Raw genomic sequence first — 25,137 nt, 5'->3', positions numbered from 1 at the left:
TCACCCTGCGACGCTATCGCCCTCCTGAGAGGATCGCGAGAGTGCGTGGGGCGATCTTCTTTATTATGGCATAGCTGGCGAAGCTGAATGCCAGAGTAAGTACTCCGATGAGGAGGTAGCCCAGGACTGCGCCAGAGCCATCTTCGCTGAGGAATGGTACGCGGAAGACGATACCACGAGCCCAGTTCACGAGGAGTACCGTGTGCACGGCGTAGATGAAGAAGACGTATTTATTAAGGTCGCTTAGGCGCTGGATTACTTCAGGACTTCTGCGCCCGATATACTGCATCACGAGGAGAGCTGATGCTGAGCCTGTGAGGATATAGATATTGTGTACGACGATGTAGCCTGCCCATCCACTGAGTAGAGGTAGGGCAAAGACCGTCCCGATAGCAATGACTCCTGCAAGATACTTGACCCGCTGGATGACCTCCAGTGGGTCAATTTGTTTTGTGCCGAGCTGCCCGCCGAGCATGAAGCAGAAGAATGAAACCGTACCGAAGCCCGCGACTCCGCACTCCCATCCTATGAGGAAGAGGACGAGTAGGGGAAGGAGGATATAGCCCCTGGTCCAAGAAAGAATCTGATAGAGGATCGGACCCAGAGCGCAGAGCACCATCAGATCACGGATATACTAGAGTGGGTAGACGATGACATCCCACCAGTAATAGCTGAGGAGCTGCGTGAAGCTGGTGATATAGAAGGGATCGCTGGCTCCGAAGCCCAATCGCAATCCCACTTGTGTCTTCGCAAGGAGTATGACGAGGTAGATACTATTCCACAATAGATAGGGTATGAGCAGAGTCTTCACACGCTTCTTCAGCTCTCCCGTCCAGATGGAGCGCTGACTCCAGTCCTTCTTATAGAAAGCATAATAGCCCGAGATGAAGAAGAACATCGGGACGGCTATGCGGGGCAGGCTATGCGATAGGAATTCGCTGACGTAGATATAGAGCCAGCTTGAGGTACCCCATTGAGGTAGTGTTAGCTTGTCTGAAATGAGGTGAATGGCTACGACCATGATGATCAGTGGGAAGCGTAGCGCTGTGATGACTGCAGAGAAGCTGGACGTAGAGGGCTTACTCATAGGGAGCTCTTATGTGGGATAAAGGGATTGTCTTGTGCGGCAAAAATAGCTATTTATCTCCTACTGCAGGGACTTATCTACATCTCTGCAAAGACAGTTGTCTCCCTAACGGCATTCGCTCTTTGGGGCGTTATCAAAGGGATTCAGGGTAGTCAGGCTTGATAGTACTATTGGTTTGTTTTCAAACCAATAGTTGTTCGGGGTGCGAACGAGTAGTGGTTCGCATAGGGAACGAATAGTCGATTGAAGACAAACCAATAGTCGTTCGTACCTGAAACCAGTAGTTGTTTGCGCATCCGACCTACCCAGCTTTGTCTACGAACCGCTACGGTACACCTGTAATATGCCTCGAGGATCATAATGCAGTATCTTGGGGTATGCTGGGGAGGCGCTTGTATGAAAGTCTGTACATTTGTGGTGTACTTTTATAAATATAAAGGCAATGAGCACCGCACTTCATAAAGAATACCGCCCGCTGACAGCTGAAGAGATCAGCGTCCTGCGCGAGCACGCCAATTCCGCCGACGACTGGAGTCAGGTCTGGGTCAAGGAAGGCTTCGTCCCCCGCTACATCCTCAACACGCACTTCTCGGGCTGGGTCCGCCTGGGGCTCTTTGAGAAGACCTTTGACCTACCTGGGGGTATCTCAAAGCACTCAGGGCTCTACTACACCTACCTGCACAATGTCGAGGTCGGCGACAACTGCTGCATCGAGCATGTCAATAACTATATCGCCAACTACACCATCGGCGAAGAGTCCTTCATCAGCAACGTTGATACCATCCTCGTCGATGGCGAGACGACCTTCGGCAATGGCGTTGAGGTCTCGGTCCTCAATGAGACGGGCGGGCGTGAGGTGCTGAGCTACGACCAGCTCTCAGCGCACGAAGCCTATTTCATGGCGATCTACCGCCACCGTCCTGCGCTCATCTCGGAGCTACGTCACCTCATCTGGGGCTATATCGATGGCTTGCGCTCCGCCCACGGCACGATCGGCGCCCACGCGCATATCACGGATGTGGGGAATATCACGAACGTGAAGATCGGCCCCTATGCCAGCATCGTCGGCACGCGCCGCCTCTACAACGGGAGTATCAATAGTGTGAAGGAAGCGCCCGTCAGCTTGGGCTACAGCGTCATCTGTACGGACTTCATCATCTCCTCGGGCTCAAGTGTGCAGAGTGGCACGGCGCTCTCCCGCTGCTTCATCGGGCAGGCGTGTACGCTCGCTCACGGCTATTCCGCCTCGGATTCGCTCTTCTTCAGCAACTGCCACGAGGAGAATGGCGAGGCCTGTGCGATCTTCGCTGGGCCCTTCACCGTGACGCACCACAAGTCCACGCTACTTATCGCCAGCCAGTTCTCCTTTATGAACGCTGGCTCGGGCTCGAATCAGAGCAACCACATGTACAAGCTCGGGCCCATCCATCAGGGCATCATGGAGCGCGGTGCGAAGACCTCGTCCGACTCCTACATCCTCTGGCCCGCACGTATCGGTGCCTTCTCGCTTGTCATGGGGCGTCACACCACGCACCCCGACCTGTCGAACCTCCCCTTCTCCTACCTCATCGAGTCATGTGATACGACCTTCCTCATCCCTGGGGTCAACCTCAAGAGCGTGGGGACGATCCGTGATGCGCAGAAGTGGCCCCGCCGTGATGCCCGCACCGACCCGCACCGCCTTGACCAGATCAACTACAATCTCCTGAGCCCCTATACCATCCAGAAAATGCTCAACGGGCGTACGATCCTCACCGAGCTAAGGCGTGTCGCTGGGGCGACCTCCGAGATCTACTCCTATCAGAGTGCGAAGATCAAGGCTTCTTCGCTTCGTAAGGGGATCCACTACTACGAGCTGGCGATCCATAAGTTCCTCGGCAACTCGCTCATCAAGCGTCTCGAGGGCATAGACTGCACCTCTATCGAAGTCGTGCGCCAAGCTCTACAGCCCCGCACATCCATCGGACACGGGGACTGGGTTGATCTCTCGGGCCTTATCGCACCGAAGGCCGAGATCCTTCGTATCATCGAGGACATCGAGATGCGCCGCATCGAGGCTATCAGCGAGCTACAGCAGCGCCTTGCCGACCTGCACCTCCACTACTACGAGTATGAATGGACGTGGGCGTATGACAAGATCCAGGAGTTCTATGGCATCGACCTTACGGAGGTGACGGCAGAGCAGATCGCCGAACTCGTTGAGCGCTGGCGTAGCTCGGTCGTCGAGCTGGACCGCGAGCTCTATGCCGACGCGAAGAAGGAATTCTCCCTCTCGGCGATGACGGGCTTCGGCGCTGACGGCGATGAGCGTGTACAGGCGCAGGACTTCGAGGAGGTCCGTGGCGACTTCGACAGCAATACCTATGTGAAGTCCATCCTCCAGCATATCGAGGAGAAGAGTGCCCTCGGCGAGGAGCTACTCGGTCGCCTCGCACCGCTGCGCTAAGGAGACGATACGACGACGCCCCGCAGAGCTTCGGCTACGGGGCGGGGAAAAGACACGGAGCGAATCATTGGGGGACAATGATTCGCTCCGTGTGCTTTTTGTAGTGGGTGCTTACTTCTCGGGCTCTGTCGGGGCGGTGAAGCGGCCTTGCCAGCGCGAGTGCTGACGCTCCATCATCTTCGCCTCGGCACCGTTGGACTCGTCCGACTGCCAGAAGCGCTCCCGCCCGATGCTCTCGGGGAGGTAGGCTTGCTGTATGAAGTGTCCTGGGTAGTCGTGCGAGTAGCGGTAGCCTTCGCCATAGCCCAGGTCCTTCATCAGCTCCGTGGGAGCATTGCGCAGGTGAAGCGGTACGGGGAGGTTGCCCGTCTGCTTGACGAAGGCGAGGGCACGGTTGATCGCCATATAGGCGCTATTGCTCTTCTCGCTACAAGCTAAGTAGATGACCGTCTCGGCCAAGGGGATGCGCCCCTCGGGCCAGCCGATGCGCTCGAGGGTCTCGGCGCAGGAGGTGGCGAGTAGGAGGGCATTGGGGTTAGCAAGGCCTATGTCTTCGGCGGCGGAGATCATCAGTCGGCGTGCGATGAAGGAGGGGTCTTCGCCCCCCTCGATGAGGCGTGCGAGCCAATAGATAGCGGCGTCGGGGTCACTTCCTCGGATGCTCTTGATGAGTGCCGAAGCGATGTCGTAGTGGAGTTCACCGCCCTTGTCGAAGGCTAAGGGATTCGTCTGCACACGCTGGCTGACCAGTTCGTCCGTGACCTGAAGCGGGTCGGAGGTCGTCGATAGGGCGACCAGCTCGAGGATATTCAGCGCACGGCGTGCGTCGCCACCAGCGTAGCGTAGGAGTGCGGCAGTCTCGGTGAGCTCGATGCGGCGCTGCGAGAGGAGTTCGTCGTTTGCGATGGCGTGCTGCAGGAGGCCGATGATCTCCTCGGTGGAAAGGGGATTAAGCGTATAGACCTGACAGCGGGAGAGGAGCGGACGGATGACCTCGAAGCTGGGGTTCTCCGTCGTGGCGCCGATGAGCGTGACGATACCTTGCTCCACGGCGGCCAGGAGGGAGTCCTGCTGGCTCTTGCTGAAGCGATGGATTTCGTCGATGAAGAGGATGGGGCGTACCGACGAGCCGAAGATCCCGCTCTGCTCACTCTGGATGCGCTCCAGCACCTCGCGCACATCCTTGACACCCGAGTGGACGGCACTCAGCGAGTAGAAGGCGGTATCGAGGCTGCGGGCGATGATCTCCGAGAGCGTCGTCTTTCCCACTCCTGGAGGGCCCCAGAAGATCAGCGACGGGAGGCGCTGCTGCTCGATCATAGGGCGCAAGATACCCTGCGGCCCGACGAGGTGAGACTGGCCGAAGTAGTGCTCGAGGCTCGTCGGGCGCATACGCTCGGCCAGCGGCTTGAGGGTGGTCATAGGCGGGAGTGGGGCGGTTAGGCGGGGGTTATTGAGGCAGATCGCTGTAGCGTCGGCGTCCGCGGAAGTAGTACTGCACCAGGAGGCTATAGGGCTTCATCAGACTCGTGGGGAGGGGACGGACGGTCTTAGCGATATTCTCCTTGCGCACCTCTTCGTAGCGCTGGCGCTTGATCATGAAGCAGCGCCAGCCCTCGAGGACGGCGTAGCAGTGGCGGGGCTTGAGCTGGAGGAGGTAGACGAAGGCCGCGAAGAAGTCGAGGAAGAAGCGGCAGAGCAGCACGCGGTGCAGGCGGGGTGCAGGGAGGTTCTTGTAGATCATCAGGAGGTTGTTCCTGAAGTTGAGGAAGACCTTCCTTGGGCTCTCTGCCGAGAGGCTGGCGCCACCGACATGGTAGACGACTGAGGTGGGAGCGAAAGCGATGCGATGCCCGCGGGCATTGAGTCGCCAGCACAGGTCGATCTCCTCCTGATGGGCGAAGAAGACCGTATCCAGCCCGCCGACCTCAAGATAGACGTCACGGCGGATGATGAGGCAGGCGCCCGATGCCCAGAAGAGATCTGTGGGGGTAGCGTACTGCCCGTGGTCCTCCTCGAGTGTGCCAAAGAGACGGCCACGGCAGAAGGGATAGCCCAGTGAGTCGATGAAGCCACCAGCAGCACCGGCGTACTCGAAGCTCTTCGGGTCGCGCTGTGCACGGATCGTAGGCTGGACGGCAGCGATCGTGGGGTCGGTGTCGAGGAGGCGGAGGGGCTCATCGAGCCAGCCTCGGCTGAGCTCGACGTCGCTATTGAGGAGGACGACCGTCTTGTAGTCCAGCTCGGCGATGGCCTTGTTGTAGCCCGCTGCGAAGCCATGGTTCTCGGTGAAGAGGTGGAGGCGCACCTCGGGATAGTGCTCGCGGACGAAGGCCACGGAGTCGTCCGTCGAGCCATTGTCTACGATGATGAGGTCTGCGCCTGCGGGGGTGTGTTGCACCCAAGAGGGGAGGAAAGTCTCCAGGAGGCTACGGCCATTCCAGTTGAGGACGAGGACGGCCACCTCGGCGTGTGTGGTAGGATGCATAGCGTGTGTAGTATAGTTAGTTGTCTTGCTCAGAGTCAAGGAGTGCTTGGAGTCGGGCACTGCGCACGGCCTCGGGGTAGTTCTCGAGGGGGCGCTTCCAGCGCTTATGCGACCAGAGCCAGGCTGCTGGGTCGCGCTGGATATTTGCCTCCAGCATACGGGCATAGCGCTCGGTGACGGTATAGACGGGCAGGTCGCCCTCTGCTGGGTCGTAGATAGGCACGTAGTGCCCTACGAACTGGATGGGGCTCCTTCGCTCAATGTCGAAGTAGAAGATAGGTAGGCGGTACTTCTTCCCGAGGCGCTCGATGCCGTCGAGGATCGCTGTCGGCTGGTGGAGGAAGTCGGTGAAGTAGGTGGCGTGACCGATGCCCGGGGCTTGGTCCGTGATCATCGCGACGAACCAGTGACGACCGTCCTTGGCACGCACATACTCTACGATGTGGCGTGCGATCTTGTCCTTGGCGACGAGGCGTGCGCCGAAGCGCTGGCGTTGCTCAGCGAAGAGGCGATCAAGAGCCTTGCTCTTCAGCGGGCGATAGACCTGATCCATACTGTAGCCGATGGTGGTGAGCTGGATCTGCCCCGTGGAGAAGAGCTCCCAGTTGCCGTAGTGCCCGAGGGCGACGAGCACGCAGTCGTACTGCTTCGCTGCCTCCACGAGGGGCGAGAGATCGGGCATGATGAAGTGCTCCTTGGTGAGGCGCTCGGGGCTCTGGTGCAGGAGCTTCGGCGTGGAGAGGAAGTTGTAGGCGAACTGCAGGTAGAAGTCTCGCTCGATCCGTCGCAGCTCCTCTGTTGTCTTCTCGGGGAAGCTACGGGAGAGGTTGTCTCGCACGACGGCACGGCGATAGCCCACGACCCGCCCGATGAGGAAGGCGGTCGCATGGCACAGCGCGTGGATGACCACCCACGGCAGGCGTGCCAAGAGGCCGAAGAGGCCGCGAAGGAGGTAGTAGGTCAGCTGCTCAGTCATCTCTCGTACGTGCTCAATAGACGAAGGTCCCCGACTCGTCGAGGTGCTGTGGGGTGATACGTGTCGTCGTGCCGATAGCCGCCTCGTCGTAGGGCTGTGCTACACGGATATAGTTCTCACTGTGGCCCATCATGCGGCCGTCATAATTGCCGTGCTCCCAGATCACCGTAAGCTCACGACCGAGGTTGGCGCGGTAGAAGTCCTGAAGACGCTCCTCAGAGAGGCGGGCCAGACGCTGGCTACGCTTGTGCTTGTCGCGGGGTGTGACGGCATGCTCGATGGAGAGGGCTGCCGTACCTTCGCGCTCCGAATAGCTGAAGACGTGGAGCTGGGAGAAGGGGAGACCCTCGAGGAACTGATAGCACTCCTCGAAGTAGCGCTCCTCTTCGCCACGTGTGCCGACGATGACGTCCACACCGATGAAGGCATGGGGCATGAGCTCACGGATCAGCTCCACACGGGAGCGGAAGAGCGCTGTGTCATAGCGGCGCTTCATCAGGCGGAGGACTTCGTCACTACCGCTCTGTAGGGGGATGTGGAAGTGGGGAGCGATACGCCGTGAGGTGGCCGAGTAGCGGATGATCTCTTCGCTGAGGAGGTTGGGCTCGATGGAGCCGATGCGGAAGCGCTCGATACCCTCGACCTTATCCAGTGCCTTGATGAGGGCGAAGAAGTCTTCACCTGGATGACCCTTGCCGAAGTCTCCGATATTGACGCCCGTCAGCACGATCTCGCGAGCACCTTCGCGGGCGATACGCTCGGCTTCGGCGACGATCTCGGCGATCGAGCCGCTACGGCTTCGCCCTCGGGCCTTGGGGATGGTGCAGTAGGTGCAGTGGTAGTCACAGCCGTCCTGTACCTTGAGGAAGTGGCGCGTGCGCTCGTCGGAGGATGAGCTGAGGCGGAAGGTACGTATATCCTTCGTGCGCCCTCTCACGATGCTGGCACCCGCATCACGGGGGCGCTCCAGATCGAGGTAGTCGGCGATGTCAAGCTTCTTCTCCGAGCCGATGACCAGATGGACGCCCTCGATGTCTGCGATCTCCTCGGGGCTGAGCTGGGCATAGCAGCCCGTCACGACGACGAAGGAGCCAGGATGCTCACGGGCCGCCTTACGGATCATCGTGCGGCACTTCTTGTCCGCCAGCTCCGTCACCGAGCAGGTGTTGATGACGCAGATGTCGGCTACTTCCCTCGGACGCACGCTCCGCACCCCTTGGGCAAGCAGCGAGCGCCCGATGGTCGACGTCTCAGCGAAGTTGAGCTTACAGCCGAGGGTGTAGTAGGCGGCTTTCTTGTCTTCGAAGACAGAGGTATCGGTCATCGCTTGGGTCGGAAGAGAAGGCGGAGATAAGGGTAAGTGGAGAGCATGAGCGAGAGACCCAGCCCCGTATAGAAGCCCGTGACGAAGGAGTGAGGCACGAGGTTAAGGGTGCGCAGGGTGATGCCGAGGGTGATCATGCCCGCCATGATGATCCACGAGGAGGGCGTGAAGCACTGATACCAGCGCAGGGTGCCTTCGGCTCGATCGGTAAGCCCGATGAGATTGCGCCGCACGACACGGGGGAAGATGAAGCCGGCGAAGAAAGCCAAGCTCCCGATGAGCCAGAGGATGCTCACGAGGATATTCGTCTCGCTGGGCCAGTTCACGAGGCCAATGCGCAGGACATTGACCCCAGCGATGAGCCAGAGGAGGGCAGCGAGCCCATAGAGCTGACGATGGGTCATCAGAGGTGGGTGACTGAAGGGTGTGGGGTTAAGCTTCGTCGGTCCACTCGATATCGAAGGACTGAAGCTGGAGGTCTTCGTCGTGAAGTGCCTCGGTCGTGGCCTCTGTGTGGTGAGCGTGCGTGGTGCCTGCCTCGGCGGCAGTGGGCTCATCGCCTGCGAGGACGGTGTCGGAGACCTCGAGGATGGTCTGGCGTAGGGCCTCTGAGACCTTCGCGAAGTCCTCTTCGTAGATGAAGATACGGTGACGCTCGAGCTTACCTTCGCTCTCCTTGAGCTTGGTCTCTGAGAGCACGATGTACTTATTGCCCTTGCTGTCGAGTTTGGCGTCTATGTAATAGTATCTGGTCCCGGCCTTGAGCTTACGTGAGGCCAAAAGGGTTGATCCTCCCCAATCTTTATCCATACTCATAAGTGATCAATTCTTTTTTATACGCTACGAAGTTACGGAAATACCTCCATTGTCCTGCGGGCGGACTGCCCCGCCCCTGTAGGGCTGTTGCCCTGCTTCTCGCCCGCTTGTAGCTCCGCTCTGCTATTCATCCTCACACCCGCGCACTACGTCTATTTCCTCCGATGACTACAGGGATAATTCCCTCCGACTATGGATTTTCTCCCGCAGCACCGCTACAATTCCTCTGTCCACGCACGTAGATTTATCGTCCACGTGCCTGCATCCTATCATCTCCGTACGTAGTCCTAATATCTACGTACGTGGACGAAGAAAATCTCCTACTGCTCCGCACCTTTTTTTCGCTGAGAATAGTCTCTCATTCTCTATTACTTCCGTATCTATACAGTAGTGGTAGTCACACCGCAGAAACGGAGGGCTCGTCGTATCTTTGTTGAGTGCAAGGGTACGTTTAAGGCGTATCTTTGTAGGTATCCCATAGTAGTTCAATATGACTTCAATCAGTATGACCAATCAATACAGCACAGAGGACCAAGTGGCTTACATCTATGAGCTACTTGGCATAGGTGAGTGTGAGGAGATTGAATTTAAGAGTGCAAAGGGAGGCTTTGCGAAGGAGATTTGGCCTACGTATTCGGCCTTTGCTAATACTCATGGAGGCGTCATCGTCCTTGGTGTCAAGGAGGAAAACGATGGCTTGCGCCTAAGTGGACTCACGCGAGAGGAGGCTGAGCAGTGTAAGGATAAGCTTTGGTCACAGGTGCGTAATAAGGAGGTGATCAGTCTTTGTCTGCTATCCAATGAGGATGTACAGATCATAGATGTGGATGGATCGTTTGTGCTGACTGTGAGGGTGCCTCAAGCAACTCGGATACAGCGACCTGTTTATTGGAAGCGCATACCCGATGATGGGACCTACAGGCGCAATGCTACAGGGGACTTCCTCTGTACCCCAGCAGAGGTGCGTCGTATGATGGCCGATGCGGACTTATCCCGCCCTGCTGATGGTCGTATTCTTAAGGGATTTACGTGGGAAGATATTGATCTCCTCTCTCTTGAGCAATATCGGCGTCTCTTTATGACAGTCCATCCCGACCACCCTTGGGTGACAGAGGACAATGATGGGCTAATGCGTAAGCTGGGTGGCTATCGACGGGATCGAGAGAGTGGCGAAGAAGGATTCACCTTGGCTGGGCTTCTGATGTTTGGGAAGTTCGAGGCCATCAAGGATCCTGCCTGTGCACCGAACTTTTTCCCCGATTACAAGGAAATTACTTCTGATAGTGACCGCTGGAGTGATCGTATTTATCCTGATGGCACATGGGAGGTCAACCTATTTCAGTTCTATCGTCGGGTGCTACCGAAGCTTCAAGCATCGTTGCCCACTCCCTTTCGCTTAGAGGATGGTGTGCGCCGAGATGGGACGCTGGCTCATGAAGCGCTTCGTGAAGCTATGGCCAATCTGTGTGTGCATGCGGACTACAGCGAGGAGGCTTCACTTCTGGTCACCAAATATCCAGATAAGATCATCCTGTCCAATCCTGGCGTACTACTCATTTCCCGCGAACAGTTCTTTAGAGGCGGGGAGAGTGTCTGTCGGAATACATCGCTCCAGCAGATGTTTATGATGATGGGGCAGGCCGAGAAGGCGGGTAGCGGGGTCGACAAGATCCTCAGAGGGTGGAAGGCTTCGCGCTGGGGTAGACCCTATCCCAACGAACTCTTGCGCCCCAATAAAGTGGAGCTTGTGATGCCCTTAGAGTCATTGCTGGATCCTCGCATTCTTACCTCCTTGAAGGATCAGCTCGGTAGTCCTATTGATGAGCTTGATGAGAATGAACTGCTACTGCTTGCGACCGCTCAGAGTGAAGGCGTTATTAGTCATGAGCGACTTAAAGAGTTGCTCCCGATGCATCCAGCAGATATCACAAAGGTTCTTCAGAAGCTTCGTCGAGATGGGCTACTGATAGCAGAAGGGCGTGGGAGAGGGTGTGTTTATCATCTTAATGATGGTGGTGAAGCAAGCGAACAAATGATGCAAGCTATGCCTTCAAATAATGCAAGCTCAGAAGCTCAAATGATGCAAGCTGCGCCTTCAAACGATGCAAGCTCGGAAGAGCAAATGATCCAAGCTACGCCTTCAAACGATGCAAGCTCGGAAGAGCAAATGATGCAAGCTACCAAGCGTAAGCTCAGTGCACAGGAGACGGAGCGACTTGTTTGCTGCTTCTGCACCGAATGGCGGACAGCTCAAGAGATCGCTGACTACCTACATCGAACAAAGGATCATGTGAGAAATGTAATCCTTCCTCGTCTCCTCAAGCAAGGCGTGCTTGAGCAAAGGTTCTCTGTAAAACGGCATCCCAATCAGCAATATAGAGCGGGACGAGAAGAATAGGCTAAATTTGTAAGAGAATTAGCGGGGCATCCCACCCCGACCACACTTGTATAGACAGAGCAATGACACCTCCATACCCTAAGTATCACCTGGCGGAGTTCCCCCACCAGTTCCGTGTACGCTACCCAGGCAAGACCATTATGCGCTACTACAACAAGCATAATGAGCGCTGGGAGAAGCTCAATGGCGAGCAGGTCGCTAACCTCTGCCTCTCGGCAGCCAAGGGCTTGGCTTACCTGCAGATCCAGACGGGCGACCGTATCGCGATCTATTCGCCCAACCGTGTGGGCTGCATCACTACCGAGCTGGGGATCTTCATGATGCGCGCCGTCTCGGTGCCCCTCTACGCGACGAGTACGCCCGATCAGGTGCAGTTCATCGTGGAGGATGCTGGCGTCGAGACGATGTTCGTCGGCGGTCAGTTCCAGTACAACAATGCCTATGAGGTGCAGCAGCGTGGCGGGTCACTTCGCCGCCTGATCATCTTCGACAACGAGGTGGTACTGGCCCCTGGGGACACGACCTCGATGTACTACGATGAGTTCGTGCGCCGTGGGGACTCCGTCGCCTATGAGAACAAGGCGAACGTCACGGCAAGCCAAGCGCTGGCTACCGACCTGGCGGTCATCATCTACACCTCCGGTACGACGGGTAAGAGCAAGGGCGTGATGCTGCATCATAGCAACTTCATCGAGCAGCTCTATGCGCACCAGCTCAAGTACCCCTTCATCACGAATCGCGACGTCTCGATGTGCTTCCTCCCGCTGAACCACATCCTCGAGAAGGCGTGGAGCTACCTCTGCCTCAGCATGGGCTGTCAGGTGGCTGTCCTCAGCGATCCGAAGCGTATCCTCGAGGCGCTACCTATGGTACGCCCCTCGATGATGGGCAATGTGCCTCGCTTCTGGGAGAAGGTGTATATCGGTGTGCAGGACAAGATCAATCGCTCGCCTAAGCCCCTGCGCTATGTCCTTCGCCACGCTATCCAGGTGGGGGGTCGCTACTTCTTCGACTTCGTGAACGAGGGGAAGAAGGCGCCACTCTTCCTCAAGCTCCTCTATAAGCTCTACGATAAGACGCTCTTTGCGAAGGTGAAGAAGGCTATCGGGCTGCAGCGCGGCCGCTTCTTCCCCACGGCAGGGGCTTCGGTCTCGCCCGAGATCCTTCGCTTCCTGCGCTCGATCAATGTGCCTATGTGTGTGGGCTATGGGCTGTCGGAGACGACGGCGACGGTGTCCTCCCAGCCTATGGTGGGCTTCGACCTCGAGTCAATCGGTACGATCATGCCCGCTCTCGAGGTGAAGATCGATCCCGAGACGAGTGAGATCCTCGTCAAGGGTCCGACGGTGACGACGGGCTACTACAACAATCCCGAGGCCAACGCTGAGGCGTTCACCGAAGACGGCTTCTTCCGCACGGGGGATGCTGGTCGTATGGAGAATGGCGTGCTCTACTTCACAGAGCGTATCAAGGACCTCTTCAAGACGGCCAACGGTAAGTACATCGCTCCGCAGATGCTCGAGGGCTTGCTCACGGTCGATCCCCTCTTCGAGCAGGTCGCTATCATCGCAGATGGGTATAAGTTCGTCAGTGCGCTCATCTACCCCAACTGGGAGGTGCTGCGCCGTGAGGCTGCCGAGCGTGGCGTGTCTCGTGACCTCAGCGAAGAGGAGCTCAGCAAGCAGCATGAGGTGCACCGCCTCGTGATGGCGCATGTAGAGGCTGCTCTCAGCTCCGTAGCGCAGTATGAGAAGGTGAAGAAATTCCACCTGATGACGACGCCCTTCACGCTGGAGAGCGGCGAGCTGACCAATACACTGAAGCTACGCCGTAAGGTCGTCGCTGAGCACTATGCCAGCGAGATCGCCCATATGTACGAGGAGTAGCCTCGACACCCTGCTACAGAATACAAATACAAGAATTAGATACAGACGATGAACTATTGGTTCGAATGCAAAGTTTCCTACGAGCGCCAGGCCGACTCGATGGGTATGAAGAAGGTTTCCGAAAGCTACCTGGTAGATGCCCTCTCCTTCACAGAGGCAGAGAAGCGTATCATCAAGGAGGTTAGACCCTTCGTTTCGGTCGGTGAGCTGGAGGTGGTGAACATCCGCCGTGCGCGTATCGCCGAGCTCTTCCTCAACGAAGAGGCCGAGGATGACCGCTACTTCCGTGCTAAGGTGAACTTCATCACCGTTGATGAGAAGAGTGGCTCGGAGAAGAAGACTTCCGCTACGATGATCGTCAAGTCCGATTCGCTGCCTAACGCTGTCACCGAGCTGAAGGCTCAGCTCGATAGCCAGATGGCCAGCTACGAGATCGCTGCAGTCACCGACACGCAGATCTTAGACGTCTTCCAATATGAAGCTCCTGAGAAGTGAGGATATAGCTGAGCGCCTCGATAAGATACGCTCTACGCTGACGGGTGGGGCACGGCTGGTGGCCGTGTCGAAGTTCCACCCTGCGGAGTATATCGAGATGGCGCACGCTGCAGGCCAGCGCCTCTTCGGCGAGAGCCGTGTGCAGGAGCTGGTAGAGAAGTGGGAGAGCCTCCGTGAGCGCTATCCCGACCTCGTCTGGCACTTCATCGGGTCGCTGCAGACGAACAAGGTGAAGTACATCGCTCCCTTCATCCACATGATTGAGAGCGTCACCTCTGAGCGCCTCCTTCTGGAGATATGCCGTCAGGCCCAGCGTGCGGGGCGCACCATCCCCATCCTCCTCGAGGTGCATGTAGCCCGTGAGGAGACGAAGAGTGGCTTCTCCCCCGACGAGCTACGTGAGCTCCTTGGGCACATCGCTTCGAGCCCCGAGACGTATCGTGGCGTCGCTCTCTATGGTCTGATGGCTATGGCGAGCAATGTCGATGATGAGGCTGTCATCAGTGGTGAGTTCGCCACGGTGCATCGCCTCTTCGACGAGATCCGCTCCTCGGGACTGCTCCTCCAGCCCGAGCTCTTCACCGAGCTCTCTATGGGTATGAGTGGAGACTATCCGCTGGCGCTCCGTGAGGGCGCTACCCTGGTGCGTGTCGGCTCCGCTATCTTCGGAGACCGCGCATAGTATATATCGAGGTGTCTTCGCCCCGCTGCCCAGCGTGGAGAGGGCTCCTACCTCAATTTAGCAATCCATCTATGACTTACTGGACGAAGATCCTGAGCCTCGCGCTCGGCCTACTCCTCCTCACGCCTGCGTCGGCTCAGACGAAGGGCAAGGAAGAGAAGAAGAAGGATAATAAGTTTGGCTACGTGCAGGCTGTCGATATCTTCGGCTCCTCACTGGCGCTCCTTGACCGCCACTTTGTCGACTCCATCGATATCAAGCGTCTGAGCCGTATCGGCCTGGACGGTATGCTCGAGAGCCTCGACCCCTATACCGAGTACTATTCGTCGGAGGATACCGACAAGCTCCGTCTCCTGACGACTGGGGCTTATGGCGGTATCGGGTCGGTCATCTCGCAGCGCCCCGATAGCACGATCATCATCAACGACCCCATGGAGGGTATGCCCGCTGCGCAGGCCGGTCTGCGTGCTGGTGACGTCATCCTCGAGGTCGACGGTCAGGACTTCCGTAAGTCGACCAGCGATAAGGTGAGTGCCGCTCTCAAGGGTACGCCAGGGAGCAAGATCGTGCTCCTCATCCAGCGTCCAGGGGAGTCGAAGCCTCACCGTATCGAGTTCCGCCGTCAGAAGATTCAGGTCAGCCCCGTGCCTTACTATGGTGTCATCGGGAAGGATATGGGCTATATCTCCCTCACGGGCTTCCCCAACACGGCAGCCGCTGAGGTGAAGAAGGCCTTCCTGGACCTCAAGTCCAAGCACCAGCTCCGCGGGCTCATCCTTGACCTACGCGACAATGGTGGTGGGCTCATCGACGAAGCCATCAAGATCGTCAACTTCTTCGTCCCCGCAGGTGAGGAGGTCGTGACGACGCGTGGCCGTAATGCCCGCCGTCAGGAGGTCGTCTATCGCACGACTGACAAGCCTCTCGACACGCAGATCCCCATCGCAGTGCTCATCAATGGGCAGTCAGCCTCGGCCTCCGAGATCGTGAGCGGTGCTCTGCAGGACCTCGATCGCGCTGTCGTCATGGGCGTCAAGAGCTATGGTAAGGGCCTTGTGCAGACGACGATGCAGCTCCCCTACGAGGGGACGATCAAGCTCACGACGGCGAAGTACTACATCCCCAGCGGTCGCTGTATCCAGCGCATCAACTACCAGTCGCTACGTGAGGGTAAGGGCGCTACGATCCTGCCTGACAGCCTGACGAAGGTCTTCCATACGCGAGCAGGCCGTGAGGTCCGTGATGCTGGTGGTATCCTCCCCGACATCGCTCTCACGAATGACTCGCTGCCCACGATGGTGTACTACCTGCGTGTCAATAACGATGCCTTCGACTGGATCACCGACTATGTGCGCAGCCACCGCGCGATCGCTTCACCCCGTGACTTCAAGCTCACGGATGCAGACTATGCCTCCTTCTCTAATCACATGATCGAGAAGAAGTTCGACTACGACCGCCAGAGTGGCAAGGAGCTGAAGAAGCTGGAGGACCTGGCGAAGTTTGAGGGCTATTACAACAAAAGTCGTGAGGCCTTCGAGGCGCTGAAGAAGCTCCTCGTCCCCGACCTCAAGCACGACCTCGAGGAGCATCGTCCCTTCATCGAGCAGTATCTGACGGGGGCTATTCTCACCCGCTACTATTACAATAGAGGGGCGCTGGAGCGCAGTGTCGCCGAGGATAAGATGGTGCGTGCCGCAGAGGATCTCCTCGCAGATCCCGCACGCTACACGAAGGTCCTGAGCCGCCCTGAGGCTAAGGCCACGGCCCCTACAGCGAAGTAGTGCGATGAAGAAAATCTTTTGCCCCAAGTGCGATACAGCGATCCCTCTGAGGAGGGAGCGTATCGAGGAGCTGCAGGCCTCGGGAGAGGATCGCCTCTCGATCATCTGCCCGCAGTGCACGCATCAGCTCAACCTGCGTCTGCGCTTGCCTTCGGCTAAGAGCACGAAGAGACAAGAGCAGCGCACCTCCGTCGGGCATGTCATCGTGGTAGAGAATGTCTTCGGCTATAAGCAGCTCTTTCCCCTCTACGTCGGGGTGAATGCTATCGGCCGTCGCAACAAGGATACCGATACGGATATCCCTGTCATCACCTCCGACCCCAGCATGGACCGCCATCATGCGATCATCAAGGTCACCGAGGGGCGTACGGGGAAGCTCAGCTTTGCTGTGGCAGATGACGATAGCCGTGTGGGGACCTTCCTCGCAGGCGAGCTTCTCGCTCCGAAGGAGTGGCGCTATCTCCAGCCTGGAGATGTGCTCACACTCGGCGCTACCTCCATCATCTTCAGTGACGAACCTCTCCCCGAAGATCCCACCATCGAGGAGTCGTAGCTCGCGCCTTTTCTCTCCACTCGAGGGGCCAGCGAGCTACGCTCATCGCTCTCGTAGTGGTGGACGATTTTTTACGTCTGCATGGCATAGTGGGTTGCTTATGTGCGTATTTTTTGCTTACTTTGCAGACCGATTGTACAGTCCTCCTGAGGGAGGTGAAGATACAAGCCGCTGATTACGTTAGAAATAGCAAACTAAAATATAAGAGTAATGTCAAAGATTTGTCAGATTACAGGTAAGAAAGCCCTGGTCGGCAACAATGTCTCGCACTCCAATCGCAAGACAAAGCGCCGCTTCGAAGTCAACCTGTTTACCAAGAAGTTCTTCTGGCCAGAAGAAGGGTGCTGGATCATCCTGAAGGTGTCTGCCGCAGGCCTCCGCCTCATCAATAAGATCGGTCTCGATGCTGCTGTGCGTCAGGCTGCAAACAATGGCTACCTAAGTGAAATCAAAGTAAAGTAGTAGGAAGATCATGGCAAAGAAAGCTAAAGGAAACAGAGTACAGGTCATCCTCGAGTGCACTGAGCACAAGGAGAGTGGTATGCCAGGGACGTCCCGCTACATCACGACCAAGAACAGAAAGAATACGACCGAGCGTCTTGAGCTGAGAAAGTACAACCCCATCCTCAAGCGTATGACGGTCCATAAGGAAATCAAGTAATCACGAGGAGACAAGACAATGGCAAAGAAAGCAGTCGCATCATTCAAGAAGGCCGACGGTCGTACCTACTCTAAGGTCATCAAGATGGTCAAGTCCCCTAAGACGGGTGCTTACATCTTCCAGGAAGAGATGGTCCCCAACGAAGCCGTCAAGGAGTTCTTCTCTTAATCGAACGAACTTCGTCGGGTGCTTTGCCCTCGCTATAGAGGTCGCACCCACCGCCGCTACCCGAGTGTAGCACACACCTACAAGAGGCTGCCCCATGCAATGCAAGCGGGCAGCCTCTTATCTTTTCGAGACCTCCGAGTTAACTCCCCTCACCGCACTTCTATCAGCTGCGGTGCCGACCCTATAAAGCAGAGATCTTCATGTCTACGCAGGCAGAAAAAAACACCGAGCGCATCGAGCGCTTAGCTCACGAGCGCATCCCACGCCTACTTATTCACTATGGTGTCCCAGCGATTGTGGGGACGATGGTCAACGCGCTCTACAGCGTCGTTGACCGCATCTTCATCGGTCAGGGCGTCAGTGAATTTGCTATCACAGGGCTTGCTCTGACCTTCCCTATCCTGATCTTCCTCCAAGCCTTTGGTATGCTTATCGGCGTCGGGGCTTCATCTCGTGTGTCCATCCTCCTAGGCGAGAACAAGCACGATCAGGCTGAGCGTATCCTGAGTAATGCCCTCCTGCTGACTCTGGTCACGCAGGTGCTGACCTTGGTGCCGGTGATGATCTGGCTCGACGAAATCCTCCGAGCTCTGGGGGCTAACGATCGCACGCTCCCCTTCGCTTACGACTATCTGAAGATCATGATCCCGGGGAATATCTTCTCGACGCTCTGCTTCAGCTTCAATGCGATCATGCGTGCTTCGGGTTATCCCTACAAGGCGATGGTCACGATGCTCATCGGGGCTGGGCTCAACACGCTCCTCGATGCGCTCTTCATCTATGGCTTTGACTGGGGTATCGAGGGGGCTGCTTGGGCTACGGTGATCGCTATGGCTGTGTCGTCTGCGTTTGTGATGCAGCACTTCCTCAGTAGCAAGAGCGAGGTGCAGTTCCGCCGACGCAATATGCGCCTTTCCTCCGAGCAGATCCTGGCGATCCTCTCTATCGGGATGTCGCCCTTCTTCCTGCAGCTCCTCAGTAGTGGGATCACCTTCCTCATCAACTCCACCCTGGCGCGCTATGCAGAGAACCCTCTGATGGCTGACCGAGCGGTGGGGGCTTATGGGATCATCAATAGCGCGGCCCTTGTGGGCTTCATGTTCATGCTCGGTATCGCTCAGGGGATGCAGCCCATCGTGGGCTACAACTACGGAGCCCGTGCGATGGATCGTGTGCGTCTGACCTTCAAGATCTGCTCGATGACGAACTTCGGTATCGGTGCTTTCGTGACTGTCGTGGCGGTGGTGGCACCAGGCTTGATCGCCTCGCTCTTCACCAGCTCGCCTGAGATGATCGAGGCCTCTGTCCATGCGTTGCGCCTCTGCCTCTATGGCTTTGCCTTCGTAGGCTTCCAGGTCACGGCTACGCAGTTCTTCCAGAGTATTGGCTTCGGGGGTAAGGCGCTTCTCTTGAGTCTCTCGCGTCAGATCCTCTTCCTCCTACCTGCGCTCTTCCTCTTCCCCCTGCTCTGGGATGCTACGGGTGTATGGCTCGCGCTTCCCTTCTCGGACATCGCTTCGGGTGTGCTGGGGATGATCCTGATGTACTATCAGTTCAAGATCTTCGACCGTAACTTCTCCTCCGAGGGGCTCTAAGGTCGCACGCCACTTTCCCTTTATACTATGGTTTATTTGTATTCGGTTCTCTGCTGCCTCTTCCTCTTCCCGTACCTCGGGTGGCGCGCAGGGCAAGTGCTGGGGCCCCGTCTGCGCCGCGTCTTCTGGGGCTTGCTGGTGCTGATCTTTGTCCTCTTCTCCATTGCGCTCCTCATTCATCGCCGCTTCGAAGCCGACTGGATGAGTGCCGTGATGAATGGTAGCGTGTACATCTTCTTCTCCACGATGTACGCCACGGCCGTCGTCGTCGGGGTGAATATCCTACGCTATATCGATGCGCGCACGCTCAAGCTTTACGCTTCGGCTCGCCCTGCGGTAAAGCAGGGGGTGAAGGTCGTCGCCTTCATCGCTGCCCTTGCTGTCTTCTTCACGACAATGGTCATCGGCCACCGCAATGTGCGCTACCCGCGCGTCATGTATCAGAAGTACACCGTCAAGCGTCTAGTGCCCGAAGGGGCACAGCCCGAGAAGCGCATGCGTCTGGTCTTCTTCTCCGACCTGCATATCGGCGAAGCGATGACGCCCGACTATATCGCTCGTGCGGTGAAGCTCATCCAAGACCAGCAGCCTGACCTCATCCTCTGCGGTGGGGACTTCATCGATCACCGCGCCGTCTACGCTTATGATCCGCGTGTGATGGCTTCGCTTCGCTCACTCCATGCACCTATGGGGGTGTACTACGTCTTGGGAAATCACGAATATCGTGACGATCTGGAGGCCAATATCCGCTGGGTCTCCGAAGTCGGTGGCACGCTCCTTCGCGACAGTATCGCCTTCCCTGGGAATGGCCCGCTTACGCTCATCGGGCGTGATGACTGGGTGAATGGCAACCGAAAGCCCTTCGAGGTCATCGCCAACGAAGCGGATCCCTTGCGTGGGCCCGTCGTGCTCATGGAGCATACGCCCGCCTCGATAGATAGCATCGGCGATAGCCCCGTGGACCTCATCCTCTGTGGTCATACCCATGGTGGACAGATCTGGCCCGGCCAACTGATGGTCTGGTGGCGCTATGGTATGGTCTCGGGTACGCGCTCTGTGGGTGAGCGTGAGGTGTGCATCTCCTCAGGTGTCGGCTCGGCGGGGGCGACCTACCGCGTAGGTACGCGCAGTGAGATCCGCGTCTACGACCTCTACTGGTAGCGGGCTATAGCTCTGCTCCATCCAAATACCGCCAAGCGCCAGCTCTCTCAAGAGGGCTGGCGCCTGGCTTTCGTTCTTTATCGGGTAGGCTGCATAGTTCGGTGTATCTCGCTTTGCTATAAGTGTATGTGCTATGCCTGTACAGCTTTGTCACGGGATCTCTATGGATGGGTGGTGTGAATCTATATTGGTCGGCGGGCTGACCTATATAGATTCGTCTCGTGACCTATATAGATCGCTGTGTGGACCAATATAGGTCAGCCCGCCGACCAATATAGGTTGATATTCCCTTCCTCGGCTTCTCCTTTTCTTCCTCCTCCTCGGAGAGAGATGCCGCCTTGCGCGGTAGAGAAGGGGGAGGGTAATACCCCTCCTTTGGCTTGCTTGCCTGAGTCTTCTCCCTGCTATGACGGGGATTTTGGATGATGTAACGTTGTCTTTTTTGCTGTGTGCATAATGCTTTTGTTCGGGGTGTTATGTGTGGTGGGTAAGTGTTTGTGGGATAATTGTTTGTTTTGATGGGTAAAGTTGTCTATATTTACCAATTGAAAGCAGAGGTGGATGAGTTCGTGTTGGCCATCATGCCTCTGCGAATTTCCCCCAAGTAAAATCCTTCCCTATAGATTGTCAATGTAGAAGAAATGAGTGAGGCCAAAATACTCTCGGTTGAAGAGCTGCTAAAGCTCGACTTAGTTATTCCCAGCTACCAACGTCCCTATAAGTGGACGGAAAAGAATATCAGAGAGCTTATTCTTGATATTCAGAAGGGAATTGAGGATGCAAAAAAGTATCCGAACTTCAAGTATCGTGTGGGGACCGTGATTCTCTATCAGGAAAATGATACGAAGCCCTATGAGATCGTCGATGGGCAACAGCGTATTCTCTCGTTCCTGCTATTGAAGCTGTGTCTGAATCCAGACTTTACATGTAGTCTCCTATCTGCCGCGTTCTCGGATAAGGTTACTCTGGGTAATCTTCATAGTAATTCGGATAGAATCCGTGAATGGTGTTCTTCTGTAGATGACGGGGTCAAGGAGGCCTTTGATAAGGCTCTCAGTGAGGTGCTCGAGGTAGTTGTCCTTACGGTCAATGAACTGAGTGAGGCTTTTCAGCTCTTTGACTCACAGAATACTCGAGGGCGTGAGCTGTATCCCCATGACTTACTCAAGGCTTATCACCTTAGGGAGATTCATGATAAGTATGATATGCAGCGTGCTGTCTTGAAGTGGGAGTCTAAGGATCCCAAGGCTATTCGTGAGCTCTTTGATAACTATCTCTTTCCGCTATGGAATTGGTCCAAGCGGCGGAAGTCTAGCCGCTTCACTGCAGCTGAAATAGATCTTTATAAGGGGATTGAGGAGAGTTCGGGGTACACTTATGCACGCCGGGCTAACAAGGCTATGCCTTACTTCCTGCTTTCGGAGCCACTGATCTCAGGAGGAGATTTCTTTGAGATGGTAGACCACTACATGCAAATGCTTCATAGTATCAAGCTGGAGCTTATTGACAATCCTGATTTTGCACGCATCAAGGAGCTACTCATTGATGATAAGTCAAAGGTGGGGCAGATCAAAACTCCAGCAGACTTAGATAAGGCTTGTAAGTCTTCATCGACGGGGATGAATCATGCTCGCAATCTGTTTTTTTGCGCTCTGCTCTGCTACTACGACCGCTTCCATAACTTTGATTTGATGGCAGTGAAGAAGCTGTTTACATGGGCGATGATGCTTCGAGTTGATATGAATCATTTGGGCTTTGATTCCGTTAATCGGTATGCTATTGGCCTTGGTGATAATGATAAGTATACCAATTCTGAGCCCGTAATTTCACTGATCTCTTCAGCTCGTAGACATACGGAGATATCAGGGATGCCTCTGATAGTAAAACGAGATAATGATGAGGCTGAGGCAGAGAAGTGGCAGGGGCTGTATGAAGACCTTCTACTATTAAACGGATATAAGTAAAATGATACAGGAACTGAGAATACTTGATGATGAGACCCTCTTTGATAAGGAGGTGCACTATGTGATACCTCGCTACCAGCGTGCTTATGCCTGGGAGGATAAAGAGATTGTGCAGCTCATCGATGATATTAATGATTCCGTTGGGGATTATTATATCGGATCGCTCGTTGTAGCGAAGGTTAAGGGTAGGGAAGAGAGATATGAGGTTGTGGATGGCCAACAGCGTCTAACTACACTCTATCTCTTGCTGCATTATCTAGTCTCGCATGATGGATTGGTGGGTGAAGTTGGGAAAACACTCTCGTTTGACTGCCGTCCAAACTCGAACTATACGCTGGAGCATCTTCAAGATCTACTCTCTGATGAGAAGTTGCTCGTAGGTGATGAGGATAGGCTGGAACAGTCTATTCTCAACGGACTAAAGGCGATTGATCAGAAGTTTATGGCCGGGGCTATTGATGTGGATGCCTTTGTGGAACGCTTGAAGATGGTGATTCTCTATCGAATAGAGGTCCCCGAACATACGGATCTCAATCGCTACTTTGAGATCATGAATACCCGAGGTGAACAGCTGGAGCAGCATGATATTCTCAAGGCTCAGCTCATGGGTTATCTGAGTAATCGGAAAGAGCAGGAGTTTTTCTCTAGGGTGTGGAGCGCTTGTAGTGATATGACAGGCTATGTTCAGATGCACTTTGCTAAAGCGGAGAGGGAAGAGATCTTTGGCGGAGGATGGAGCTATAGCCCTTCAGATGACTGGGGTGACTATAAGGGCTGCTTGGATATGGGGCAGAGAGCAGATAAGGAATTTTCAATCAAGGGTATTGTCAAACCTAGCTTTAGAGTCGAGACAGCCGATGGAGTGCAAGAGGGAGACAGGATCCCGATACGTTTCGACAGTATTATAGGCTTCCCTTATTTCTTGCTCCATGTCCTCCGAGTTTTTCTTCGTGTTGAGGATGTGTCTTTAAGTGAAGGACGTGGCTTGGGTAGCTTGCTTGATGACAAGCGCTTGCTTGCAGACTACAATAAGGTAATCACTTGTGGGCAAATGGGTGGTAAGCCTATCAAGGAGAATAAGGCTAGCTTCGCTCGTGAGTTTATTCTGTTCTTGTTGCGTTCGCGCTTCCTATTCGATCAGTTTGTTGTCAAGCGTGAGTATGCGGGTGACGATCAAGAAGGGGTTTGGAGTCTTAAAGAATTATGCACTTCGGGTGCAGGATATAAGAAGAAGGCTTACTATGCAAACACAAGACTTCGCTATGAGAATGAGTGGGAGAAGACCTATGCGCCACGCAATAAGGAGTGTCTGATGATCCAGTCTGCCCTCCGTGTGTCATACACCTCTCCTAAGGTTATGCACTGGATAACGGAGTTGCTGGTGTGGTTGTTTGACGACGAATCCGAGCTGCCCGAACTGTCTGATAGGGCGGAGCGTATAGCTGCAGAGGCTGTGGCAGAGGGCTTCTTTGGGAAGACGCTTGAGGAAATGGGAGCGTATGACCTTCAAGAATATAAGTCGGAGAACTATGCCTTTGGTGTGAGGACTCCACACATTGTCTTTAACTACCTAGACTACTTGCTGTGGAAGGAAGATAAGGAGAAGTATAAAGACTTTGTTTTCGAGTTCCGTAACTCAGTAGAGCACTGGTATCCACAGCATCCCTCCGATGGGACCATTGAGCCATGGGATGGAAGAGATGTCTTCGGGAATCTGTGCATCATCTCTCGAAGTGTAAACTCTAAGTTCTCCAATCTTTCGCCCGAGTCCAAGATGAAGTCTTATAAGAAGATGGTGCAGAAGGGTAGTCTGAAGCTTCGCATCATGGGGGATATTATTGAAGGGGGAACCAGCGAAACGTGGAGGCTGTCAGAGTGCGCTAAGCATGAGGAGGAGATGATCCGCCTGCTCTGTAGGGCTCTGAAGAAAGCCGTAGAAGAGGAATAGGCTATAGGGCTCTCCGCTTTTCGCGCACGCACCTTGTGATAGTAATGTGCGCTGTTAGTTTGCCGCCCTCGGGATTGTCTCCCGAGGGTGGCGTTGTTCTTTAGTCCTGCTTATACGGGGAGGAGTGCAAACAACTATTGGTGTGGGGTGCAAACGAGTAGTGGTATGTGGTGCAAACCCATAGTAGGTTGCTGCTCCGCGTAGGGATAAAAGTTGCGGACGAGTGGTAGGTAAGTTTGGGCTACGTACGTGGCTCTAATATCTACGTACGTGGATATTTGGATTTGCGTGCCTGGTCTTTAAGACTACGTACGTAGACAGAGGAAAATCACTATGGGAAGACGCTTTTTCCTTCGCGAGAAGGATGCTTTTTCCTCCGCTGGATAAGAAGAATGTTTGTGATAAGGCGAAGGGCTTGCGTATCACTTTGGAGAGGTCTATCGTGGGGTCAGAGCGAGCGTTGCCTTAGCACTCTAAGTAGAGGGCGTGACTTGCGGCAACAGTCTTCATATAGTGGTTGCTTCTACGGGCTTGTAGAGAGGGGGGGTTCTTTCGGGAGGGAAGGCAATGGCTGGTAGTAGGGTAGTGTAGCTTGGAGGAGGGCTTGCGAAGGATTAGCGGGTGAGGTAGAGGGTTTTATCTCCTTTGCGGTAGGTGGAGCGTGTGGTGACGAAGGTTGCGCTTCCGTTGTGGTGGAGGGGTGGATTA

The 25,137-nt window shown here is 55.5% G+C and carries 20 protein-coding genes and 1 pseudogene; 14 read left to right on the top strand and 7 right to left on the bottom strand.

Translation table 11 applies throughout. The features are described 5' to 3' along the window. Window positions 1–13 precede the first annotated feature (13 nt). Window positions 14–1,087: pseudogene (locus HMPREF1121_RS08935) on the bottom strand (acyltransferase family protein). A gap of 442 nt (window positions 1,088–1,529) precedes the next feature. Here HMPREF1121_RS08935 and HMPREF1121_RS03915 point away from each other — a divergent pair. Next, window positions 1,530–3,533 (top strand): DUF4954 family protein, encoded by a 2,004-nt coding sequence (locus tag HMPREF1121_RS03915; protein WP_044114848.1) that lies wholly within the window; start codon window positions 1,530–1,532, stop codon window positions 3,531–3,533. A 111-nt stretch (window positions 3,534–3,644) separates the two neighbouring features. Here HMPREF1121_RS03915 and HMPREF1121_RS03910 read toward each other — a convergent pair whose 3' ends face one another. The 6 genes from HMPREF1121_RS03910 to HMPREF1121_RS03885 are packed head-to-tail and all read right to left on the bottom strand — an operon-like array spanning window position 3,645 to window position 9,131. Further along, a complete protein-coding gene (locus HMPREF1121_RS03910; protein ID WP_044114847.1) occupies window positions 3,645–4,955 on the bottom strand; it encodes a replication-associated recombination protein A in 1,311 nt (436 codons plus the stop codon). Window positions 4,956–4,983: 28 nt separating this feature from the next. Beyond that, the gene (locus HMPREF1121_RS03905) at window positions 4,984–6,021 is read right to left on the bottom strand and encodes a glycosyltransferase family 2 protein (RefSeq protein ID WP_044114846.1); all 1,038 of its coding nucleotides are present in this window, start codon (window positions 6,019–6,021) and stop codon (window positions 4,984–4,986) included. Between the two features lie 16 nt (window positions 6,022–6,037). Beyond that, the gene (locus tag HMPREF1121_RS03900) at window positions 6,038–6,997 is read right to left on the bottom strand and encodes a lysophospholipid acyltransferase family protein (RefSeq protein ID WP_044114845.1); all 960 of its coding nucleotides are present in this window, start codon (window positions 6,995–6,997) and stop codon (window positions 6,038–6,040) included. A gap of 13 nt (window positions 6,998–7,010) precedes the next feature. Next, complete coding sequence (gene mtaB, locus HMPREF1121_RS03895; protein WP_044114844.1) at window positions 7,011–8,321, bottom strand: tRNA (N(6)-L-threonylcarbamoyladenosine(37)-C(2))-methylthiotransferase MtaB; 1,311 nt, start codon at window positions 8,319–8,321, stop codon at window positions 7,011–7,013. Further along, window positions 8,318–8,725: a hypothetical protein gene (locus HMPREF1121_RS03890; RefSeq protein ID WP_044114843.1), complete on the bottom strand. Its 408-nt coding sequence runs from the start codon at window positions 8,723–8,725 to the stop codon at window positions 8,318–8,320. The genes mtaB and HMPREF1121_RS03890 overlap by 4 nt, the downstream gene beginning before the upstream one ends. 28 nt (window positions 8,726–8,753) lie before the next feature. Then, the gene (locus tag HMPREF1121_RS03885) at window positions 8,754–9,131 is read right to left on the bottom strand and encodes a DUF3276 family protein (RefSeq protein WP_232223730.1); all 378 of its coding nucleotides are present in this window, start codon (window positions 9,129–9,131) and stop codon (window positions 8,754–8,756) included. Between the two features lie 496 nt (window positions 9,132–9,627). Between HMPREF1121_RS03885 and HMPREF1121_RS03880 the strand changes: the two genes are divergently transcribed. The 13 genes from HMPREF1121_RS03880 (at window position 9,628) to HMPREF1121_RS03825 (ending at window position 24,429) form a co-directional block, all read left to right on the top strand. Next, window positions 9,628–11,535, top strand: a complete 1,908-nt coding sequence (locus HMPREF1121_RS03880) for an RNA-binding domain-containing protein (RefSeq protein ID WP_052353587.1) — start codon at window positions 9,628–9,630, stop codon at window positions 11,533–11,535. Window positions 11,536–11,597: 62 nt separating this feature from the next. Then, window positions 11,598–13,421, top strand: coding sequence for an AMP-dependent synthetase/ligase (locus HMPREF1121_RS03875; RefSeq protein WP_044114841.1), 1,824 nt, complete (start codon window positions 11,598–11,600; stop codon window positions 13,419–13,421). A 48-nt stretch (window positions 13,422–13,469) separates the two neighbouring features. Next, window positions 13,470–13,916: a DUF4494 domain-containing protein gene (locus tag HMPREF1121_RS03870; RefSeq protein ID WP_044114840.1), complete on the top strand. Its 447-nt coding sequence runs from the start codon at window positions 13,470–13,472 to the stop codon at window positions 13,914–13,916. Continuing rightward, window positions 13,897–14,598: a YggS family pyridoxal phosphate-dependent enzyme gene (locus tag HMPREF1121_RS03865; protein WP_044114839.1), complete on the top strand. Its 702-nt coding sequence runs from the start codon at window positions 13,897–13,899 to the stop codon at window positions 14,596–14,598. The genes HMPREF1121_RS03870 and HMPREF1121_RS03865 overlap by 20 nt, the downstream gene beginning before the upstream one ends. Before the next feature lie 71 nt (window positions 14,599–14,669). Continuing rightward, window positions 14,670–16,379, top strand: coding sequence for a S41 family peptidase (locus HMPREF1121_RS03860; protein ID WP_044114838.1), 1,710 nt, complete (start codon window positions 14,670–14,672; stop codon window positions 16,377–16,379). 4 nt (window positions 16,380–16,383) lie between these two features. Further along, complete coding sequence (locus HMPREF1121_RS03855) at window positions 16,384–16,932, top strand: FHA domain-containing protein (protein ID WP_044114836.1); 549 nt, start codon at window positions 16,384–16,386, stop codon at window positions 16,930–16,932. A 210-nt stretch (window positions 16,933–17,142) separates the two neighbouring features. Further along, window positions 17,143–17,394: a 50S ribosomal protein L28 gene (rpmB, locus tag HMPREF1121_RS03850; RefSeq protein WP_044114835.1), complete on the top strand. Its 252-nt coding sequence runs from the start codon at window positions 17,143–17,145 to the stop codon at window positions 17,392–17,394. Between the two features lie 10 nt (window positions 17,395–17,404). Beyond that, window positions 17,405–17,593: a 50S ribosomal protein L33 gene (gene rpmG / locus HMPREF1121_RS03845; RefSeq protein WP_009433251.1), complete on the top strand. Its 189-nt coding sequence runs from the start codon at window positions 17,405–17,407 to the stop codon at window positions 17,591–17,593. An 18-nt stretch (window positions 17,594–17,611) separates the two neighbouring features. Then, on the top strand, window positions 17,612–17,761 hold the full coding sequence (locus tag HMPREF1121_RS08735; protein ID WP_009433277.1) for a DUF4295 domain-containing protein: 150 nt from the start codon (window positions 17,612–17,614) through the stop codon (window positions 17,759–17,761). Window positions 17,762–17,961: 200 nt separating this feature from the next. Beyond that, window positions 17,962–19,356 carry an MATE family efflux transporter gene (locus HMPREF1121_RS03840; protein WP_044114832.1) on the top strand — a complete coding sequence of 465 codons (1,395 nt, stop codon included), beginning with the start codon at window positions 17,962–17,964 and terminating at the stop codon, window positions 19,354–19,356. Between the two features lie 27 nt (window positions 19,357–19,383). Next, the gene (locus HMPREF1121_RS03835; RefSeq protein WP_044114830.1) at window positions 19,384–20,517 is read left to right on the top strand and encodes a metallophosphoesterase; all 1,134 of its coding nucleotides are present in this window, start codon (window positions 19,384–19,386) and stop codon (window positions 20,515–20,517) included. Window positions 20,518–21,158: 641 nt separating this feature from the next. Then, the gene (locus HMPREF1121_RS03830; RefSeq protein WP_044114828.1) at window positions 21,159–22,481 is read left to right on the top strand and encodes a DUF262 domain-containing protein; all 1,323 of its coding nucleotides are present in this window, start codon (window positions 21,159–21,161) and stop codon (window positions 22,479–22,481) included. Between the two features lies 1 nt (window position 22,482). Next, window positions 22,483–24,429, top strand: coding sequence for a GmrSD restriction endonuclease domain-containing protein (locus HMPREF1121_RS03825; RefSeq protein ID WP_044114826.1), 1,947 nt, complete (start codon window positions 22,483–22,485; stop codon window positions 24,427–24,429). Window positions 24,430–25,137: the final 708 nt, after the last annotated feature.

Source organism: Porphyromonas sp. KLE 1280 (assembly GCF_000700805.1).
Lineage (GTDB): Bacteria > Bacteroidota > Bacteroidia > Bacteroidales > Porphyromonadaceae > Porphyromonas > Porphyromonas pasteri.
This window is presented reverse-complemented; position numbering and strand designations above follow the sequence as displayed.

Bases quoted from the DNA above. Each gene is read 5' to 3' on its own strand.
- HMPREF1121_RS03855 (WP_044114836.1), top strand. From the start codon at position 16,384: ATGAAGAAAATCTTTTGCCCCAAGTGCGATACAGCGATCCCTCTGAGG.
- HMPREF1121_RS03875 (WP_044114841.1), top strand. From the start codon at position 11,598: ATGACACCTCCATACCCTAAGTATCACCTGGCGGAGTTCCCCCACCAG.
- HMPREF1121_RS03830 (WP_044114828.1), top strand. From the start codon at position 21,159: ATGAGTGAGGCCAAAATACTCTCGGTTGAAGAGCTGCTAAAGCTCGAC.
- HMPREF1121_RS03840 (WP_044114832.1), top strand. From the start codon at position 17,962: ATGTCTACGCAGGCAGAAAAAAACACCGAGCGCATCGAGCGCTTAGCT.
- HMPREF1121_RS03885 (WP_232223730.1), bottom strand. From the start codon at position 9,131: ATGGATAAAGATTGGGGAGGATCAACCCTTTTGGCCTCACGTAAGCTC.
- HMPREF1121_RS03865 (WP_044114839.1), top strand. From the start codon at position 13,897: ATGAAGCTCCTGAGAAGTGAGGATATAGCTGAGCGCCTCGATAAGATA.
- HMPREF1121_RS03825 (WP_044114826.1), top strand. From the start codon at position 22,483: ATGATACAGGAACTGAGAATACTTGATGATGAGACCCTCTTTGATAAG.
- HMPREF1121_RS03915 (WP_044114848.1), top strand. From the start codon at position 1,530: ATGAGCACCGCACTTCATAAAGAATACCGCCCGCTGACAGCTGAAGAG.
- HMPREF1121_RS03860 (WP_044114838.1), top strand. From the start codon at position 14,670: ATGACTTACTGGACGAAGATCCTGAGCCTCGCGCTCGGCCTACTCCTC.
- rpmB (WP_044114835.1), top strand. From the start codon at position 17,143: ATGTCAAAGATTTGTCAGATTACAGGTAAGAAAGCCCTGGTCGGCAAC.
- HMPREF1121_RS03900 (WP_044114845.1), bottom strand. From the start codon at position 6,997: ATGACTGAGCAGCTGACCTACTACCTCCTTCGCGGCCTCTTCGGCCTC.
- HMPREF1121_RS03870 (WP_044114840.1), top strand. From the start codon at position 13,470: ATGAACTATTGGTTCGAATGCAAAGTTTCCTACGAGCGCCAGGCCGAC.
- mtaB (WP_044114844.1), bottom strand. From the start codon at position 8,321: ATGACCGATACCTCTGTCTTCGAAGACAAGAAAGCCGCCTACTACACC.
- rpmG (WP_009433251.1), top strand. From the start codon at position 17,405: ATGGCAAAGAAAGCTAAAGGAAACAGAGTACAGGTCATCCTCGAGTGC.
- HMPREF1121_RS03890 (WP_044114843.1), bottom strand. From the start codon at position 8,725: ATGACCCATCGTCAGCTCTATGGGCTCGCTGCCCTCCTCTGGCTCATC.
- HMPREF1121_RS03910 (WP_044114847.1), bottom strand. From the start codon at position 4,955: ATGACCACCCTCAAGCCGCTGGCCGAGCGTATGCGCCCGACGAGCCTC.
- HMPREF1121_RS03905 (WP_044114846.1), bottom strand. From the start codon at position 6,021: ATGCATCCTACCACACACGCCGAGGTGGCCGTCCTCGTCCTCAACTGG.
- HMPREF1121_RS08735 (WP_009433277.1), top strand. From the start codon at position 17,612: ATGGCAAAGAAAGCAGTCGCATCATTCAAGAAGGCCGACGGTCGTACC.
- HMPREF1121_RS03880 (WP_052353587.1), top strand. From the start codon at position 9,628: ATGACTTCAATCAGTATGACCAATCAATACAGCACAGAGGACCAAGTG.
- HMPREF1121_RS03835 (WP_044114830.1), top strand. From the start codon at position 19,384: ATGGTTTATTTGTATTCGGTTCTCTGCTGCCTCTTCCTCTTCCCGTAC.